This window comes from uncultured Campylobacter sp., from assembly GCF_937890585.1.
GTDB lineage: Bacteria > Campylobacterota > Campylobacteria > Campylobacterales > Campylobacteraceae > Campylobacter_A.
The window spans coordinates 1-6,000 of record NZ_CALACG010000158.1; the positions used below are offsets into that span (position 1 = coordinate 1).

Sequence of the window (6,000 nt, forward strand, 5' to 3'; positions counted from 1 at the left end):
AACATAGCTATTGTACTTCGGTACAATTGTGACATATTTATGACTGGAAATTTTGTGAATTTAGAATTTTTGGGGATTGGAGCGGTTGGGGAAATTTAGAAATATAAAAATAAAACTGCCACCGAAGTGGCAGAATAAAAATTAAAGGTAAGAAGTGACAGCAAATGAATAAACTATCTCATCTTGAACATTTAATATATAGTTATTACCATTATGTTCAAAACTCAATTTATAAAAGCCATCATTGGATTCTTCTTTAGTGATACCAGGAGCAACTCCACCATGTTTATTATAATGTTCCTCGTTAACCACACTATAAAAGTGCATACCGCCATTATACATATCACCAGGAATATTCGATTTTTGTTTTTGTGTTACAAGAGTAAGCTCATGCGTGCCATTATTTGTAAATCTATCTATAATCTCAGCTAGTTGAGATTTATTCGAGATTTCAAAATAGTCACTCTCTACAAGATCTGTAACGTCTACTTTTTCAAAGTTTTTATAAGTATTAGTCGTATCTGTAAATGTATCTCTGCTACCAACAACCAAAGTATCTACGCCGTCTCCACCATCAAAAACGTTGCCAGTTGATACTCCGTTTTTGGTGGTAAATTTTATTACATCGTCGCCATTTCCACCTAAAACAGTTGTATTGATCGTCTTATCATTGCTTATTAGATCGATGATATCGCTTCCGTTTCCGCCATCGATCGTAGCATTCATGATCGTATGGTTTTCAAAAATAGCCTGATCATCGCCATCACCCATTTTGATATTAATGTTTTTAACATCGCCCTCTTTAGCATGGATAGTATCGTCGCCAATGCCAGTATTAAGCTCCTTGCCCTCAGCATCTACATCGCCAGCAAATTTAACAAAGTCATCATTGTCTACTATTTTGCTAGATGCAGAGTCTGAGCTTATAAGGCCATTATCTGAGCTTATAGAGATAGTAGCCTCTTCGCTATATTTACCAAATTCTGTAATATTAGCATGGATTTGTGCGCCCTCGTCGCTCATTTTTGTGCCCTCATTTTGGTTGCCAGCATGTTGGCCATAGTCGTCGATGACCTTCATTCTAAATTTGATAACGCCGTCTTGTACAACTACGTTTTTAAGCACCATATCAGGATCAACAGCCGTCCATGTATTGCCTCCGTCCATTGAGTATTCAGGATGCTCATAGTCATCACCCTTAGTAGCTTGGCCGCCAAGATCGATCTTTAGATTAGTAGTGAGTGCGCCTGCTGGAGCATTTTCTATATGGAAGTTATATTGCATATAAGGATAGCTTCTATCGCCCTCTGCGACCTCGTTACTATGAGTCGAACCACTATCTACTGTGATATAAGCTCTAGCAGGAGTTACCGCAGGCTGACTAGAAGCTGCTGCGCTTGCCACGAAACCATCAGATGGCTCAGCAGATGCGCCGCCACGCACGTTTGAAACAGCTGGGGCATTTGTGCTTGTTTGAGATGAAAGATTATTAAAATTCGCACTTATATTTGAGTAGTGACCACCTTGTGCAAAGCTAGCAGCACCAAGACTTACTCCGTCACCGCCAGCGTTTCCACCAGCTTGATTTCCACCAGCTGCAGTCTCTTCTAAGCCAGCTAAACCTTCACCACTTAAGATTGATTTTTGAAGCGAAGTTATGTCAGCTGTTGTTTGAGAATTTTCACTAACGCTTTGGTCTAAATTTATTGAGTCTTTGCCTATTAGGCTTATCTCTTTTCCATCTGCTTTTGCTATTACTACTTTTGCGTCAGTTGTTTCAGTGACTATCTTTTCACCTTGATATACTATGTCACCTACTTTTAATTCTCTGCTTTCGCCTGTTAGGCTTACAGCTTTTACGCTTCCTTGCGTTACATTTTTTACTACACCTATTTCCTTTGACATGTGTCTCCCTTTTTAAATTTTTTCGTGAATTTAGCGTTTTTGATAAAACATAGCTATTGTACTTCGGTACAATTGTGACATATTTATGACTGGAAATTTTGCAAATTTAGATTTTGTGGGGGTTTGGGCGGTTGGGAAAATTTATAACAATACTTAAGAGATAAAATCATCTTTCGTAGTATAATTTCCCTAAATCTCTCAAAGGCAACCATGCTAAAGTATTTAGAGTTAGCCGTTTGCGGCATAAATTTAAAGCCCACCTACCCATTTATAGGCTCTACCATCAGAGGCACCTTCGGACACGCACTAAGGTTCGCCAGCTGCCCTTATATCAGCCAAGAGTGTGGCACATGCGACATTTCTGGTAGCTGTATTTATGATGAATTTTTTGAAAACATCTCCGATACGCCAAATTTTAGGCTAGATATCGAGCTTGATCAAACGAGCTTTGACTTTAAAATTCTACTTTTCGAGCATGCCGTTAGCTACCTGCCTTATGTAGCTATCGCTGTTAAAAATATGCAAGAGATCGGCCTTGGCGCAAGTAGAGATAAATTTAAGCTCAGCCACTTCGCACTAAATGGCAAAATGGTTGAAACTAAATTTTTACTAAACTCCGAGCCAGAAACTCTAAATTTCACGCCAAATTTCACCGCAGGCGACTACGAGATCCGCCTTCAAACCCCACTTCGCATAAAACAAAAGAACACCCTTGTTAAAAGTGAGATAGATTTTAGGTTATTTATCCGCCAGATCGCCATGCGATTTGATGGCATTTCAGGCACACAGATGGATAAATTTGAAGTTAAATTTGAGCGTTTCGAGCAAGAGCTTAGCTTTTACGACCTTGAGCGCTACTCAAACCGCCAGCACACCAAGATGCAATTTGGTGGCGTTATAGGCAAGATGCGAGTTTATGGCCTTGATGAGCGCTCAGCAGGGCTTTTACAGCTAGCCACTATCACAGGCGTTGGCAAAAGCACCGTTTTTGGACTAGGCAAGATAGATGTGATGCAGATCTAGCCTTTCATAAGCAGCCTGGCTAGCTTTTGCGTCAAGCACTAAAAAGCTAAAAAGGATAGCCTATGTTTGATCTAAATTTAGAGGATATTTTTACAAAAAGCTCATTTGAGTACGCATTAAAAAGGCTCAAGCACACAGCCTTATGGCTTGACGGACTTAGCATAGATGATCTCTGCTCAGAGGCATTTTACGCCGAGCTTAAAGATGAGATTTTCACGCTCTCTTATTCGCCCCAGCCCTTAAAACGAGCCTTCATCCCCAAAGAGAACAAAGACGAGCTTCGCAAACTAGCCATCCCATCTTTAAAAGATAAATTTGCGCAAAATATCCTTATTAGCGAGCTTTCAAGCTATTTTGACAAGAGCTTTTCAAACCGCTCCTACGCCTACCGAAGTGGCAAATCATACTCAAACGCCATCTTTCGAGCAAGAGATTTTTGCTTGACGCACGACTTTGTCTTAAAAACCGACATAAAAGACTTTTTTGAAAACATAAACCACGCAAAACTGCTTGAAATTTTACGCTCAAATATCAAAGACACTCGCATTATTAGGCTCATCGAGCTTTGGATCAAAAATGGCATTTTCGAGCATTTTGACTATACTTCTCACACAAAAGGCGTCCATCAAGGCGACGTTTTAAGCCCACTTCTTTCAAACATCTACCTTGATCAAATGGATAAATTTCTCGAGCATAGCAGTATAGAGTTTGTAAGATACGCAGATGATTTTGTGCTCTTTTTTGGCTCACGTGAAGCCTGCGAGCAAGGGCTTGCCAGACTAAAAGACTTTCTAGTAACCATAAATTTATCCCTAAACGAAGCCAAAACATCCTTGCACGACAAAGATAGCGAATTCACCTTTCTAGGCGTAAATTTCAAAGCTCACGAGCTAAGCATAGGCGAGGATAAATTTGCACGTATTTTAGCAAAACTCGCAGCCTCGTCTAAAAAGCCAGAGATCGCCCAAAGCGTAGATAGCATAAATGCCTATATCTCACACCTAAAGACCATTTCGCTTAAGCTCTTTTCGTCCGCACAAAAAGATAGATTTTGCCTGCATTTTGATGAAGTTTTGACAAATTTAACTCGCAAATTTCTAAAAAGCATAGACAAGCACACTCTAGCAGACGCTCTATCAAATTTAAATTTCCCATTTGAGCTAAGTCACTCTCTCAAAAAAGCAAAAATTCTCTCCTACTACAAAAACGCTAAACGCCCAGCCGTAAAGTCCGTCCAAAACGCCCTGGAAGCCAAAAAGCGCGAGTACACAAAGTCTTTCTCGCAAAGCTCCGTCATCCACATCACGACGCCATTTTATTTTCTAGCGCTCTCGCAGGGTAAATTTGTCCTAAAAGACAAAGGCGCTATCAAGCACAAATTTCCGATCACTCAAATAACCCAGATCATCATAAACGCTCAAATTTCCCTAAGCTCTGCTGTCATAAAAGAGTGCGCCAAACGCAAAATTTCTATAAATTTCATCGACGAAAAGACAAATTTAAGCTATGCCACGCTCTTTACCGCAAACTCAGCCATCTCTAAAACCGCCGCCTCGCAGATAACACTGCTAAAAACCAAAAAGTCTCTGCGTATCGCCCAGCAGTTCATCACCGGCAAGCTCAAAAACCAGATCAACTACCTAAAATACCTAGACAAATACCACAAAAGCCTAAGCTCCCACATCAGCTCCATGCAAGAGATACTAACCTCCCACGTCCCAAACACCCAAAGCGTAAGCGAGCTTCTAGGCTTCGAAGGTAGCAGTGCAAACGCATACTGGCAGGCCATAGCAAAGGCGATAGACTATAAATTTAGCTTCACCGCACGCATCACGCAAGGCGCAACTGACATTGTAAATTCAGCCCTAAACTACGGCTACGCCATCCTTTACTCAAAGATACTAAAGTCCATCGCTGCTGTTGGTCTTTCGCCTCACGTCTCATATCTGCACGCACTTGACGAGCAAAAGCCCACTCTAGCCTTTGATCTCATCGAGGAATTTAGAGCCTTCATAGTTGATCGCGCTATCATCTCCATGGTAAATAAAAACGAGCCTTTCGAGATAAAAGACGGCCTTTTATCTGCCAAAACTAGGCAAAATATCGCCAAAAACGTCAACGAAAAGTTCTTTGCCTACACGCAGTATAGAGGCGAGCAGCTAAAAGCGCAAGACATCATCGACAAACAAGCATACGCCCTAAAGCGAGCCGTCACACAAAATGAAAAATACAAGCCTTTTATAGGGAGATTTCAATGAACATCATCATCTGCTACGACGTCTGCCTAACCAAGCGCCGAAACAAACTAGCCGCGCTACTTGAGAGTTACGGCCTAAGAGCAAACTACTCTGTCTTTGAGCTAGATATCTCTGAGCGTGACTTTTTCTCTATAAAAGAGCGCATAGCAAAGATCATCGACTCCAAAACTGACAAAGTGCTGTTTTACAGTATCTGCAAGAGCTGCATGGCTAAAAGCGAGACCTTAGGCGAGGGCAAGATATTTTGCCCAAGCGACACCTATGTCTAAGTGCCTTTTTTAGGGATTTGATTTTCGAACTTTTTAAAATTTCAAAACGCCCTTTTTACCGCATTTTTATATTTTATTAAGTTTCAAAATCTTCAAAAATCTCAAATTTCTCTATCTCAAAAAAGACTTTCTCGAACTTTTGCATTTTTTCACTTTTTAAAGTTGCCTTTTTTAGGCACTTAGCATAGAGCCCAAATTTGCCAAAATTCGAAAATCACACAAATTTTCACTTTTCATTTTAGATTTTCGAACTTTTTAGCTTTCATAAATGCCCTTAAATTCGCTATCTTAAGCTATCTATAAGCAAAAGAGTGCGAATTTGAAAAAGTTTTTTAGCCACATTTTCGAACATTTTGCCATTTGTGATATAATGCCGGCAAAGAGTAGTTCTTTTAAAACTCATTGTTAATTTACAAGCGTTTTTTAGGCTATTAGATACAAATTTCCCCGATCTAGGGGATTGAAACAAACGTAGCTTTGAAACATCTGGTGGAACAATTTCAATCATATTAGATACAAATTTCCCCGATCTAGGGGATTGAAAC

General features: G+C 40.1%; 5 protein-coding genes. 3 read left to right on the forward strand and 2 right to left on the reverse strand.

The features are described 5' to 3' along the window. Window positions 1-141 precede the first annotated feature (141 nt). Entirely contained in the window at window positions 142-1,905 is a 1,764-nt protein-coding gene (locus Q0296_RS04690) for a hypothetical protein (protein ID WP_298037169.1), read from the reverse strand. Window positions 1,906-2,115: 210 nt separating this feature from the next. Between Q0296_RS04690 and cas6 the strand changes: the two genes are divergently transcribed. The 3 genes from cas6 (at window position 2,116) to cas2 (ending at window position 5,455) form a co-directional block, all read left to right on the forward strand. Continuing rightward, window positions 2,116-2,928 (forward strand): CRISPR system precrRNA processing endoribonuclease RAMP protein Cas6, encoded by an 813-nt coding sequence (gene cas6, locus Q0296_RS04695; RefSeq protein ID WP_298037171.1) that lies wholly within the window; start codon window positions 2,116-2,118, stop codon window positions 2,926-2,928. A gap of 62 nt (window positions 2,929-2,990) precedes the next feature. Continuing rightward, window positions 2,991-5,186, forward strand: coding sequence for a CRISPR-associated endonuclease Cas1 (gene cas1, locus Q0296_RS04700; RefSeq protein ID WP_298037181.1), 2,196 nt, complete (start codon window positions 2,991-2,993; stop codon window positions 5,184-5,186). After that, a complete protein-coding gene (gene cas2 / locus Q0296_RS04705) occupies window positions 5,183-5,455 on the forward strand; it encodes a CRISPR-associated endonuclease Cas2 (protein ID WP_298037188.1) in 273 nt (90 codons plus the stop codon). The genes cas1 and cas2 overlap by 4 nt, the downstream gene beginning before the upstream one ends. Window positions 5,456-5,738: 283 nt before the next feature. Here cas2 and Q0296_RS04710 read toward each other — a convergent pair. Next, window positions 5,739-6,000: hypothetical protein (locus tag Q0296_RS04710; protein ID WP_298037191.1), on the reverse strand; the 262-nt coding region annotated here is incomplete at its 5' end.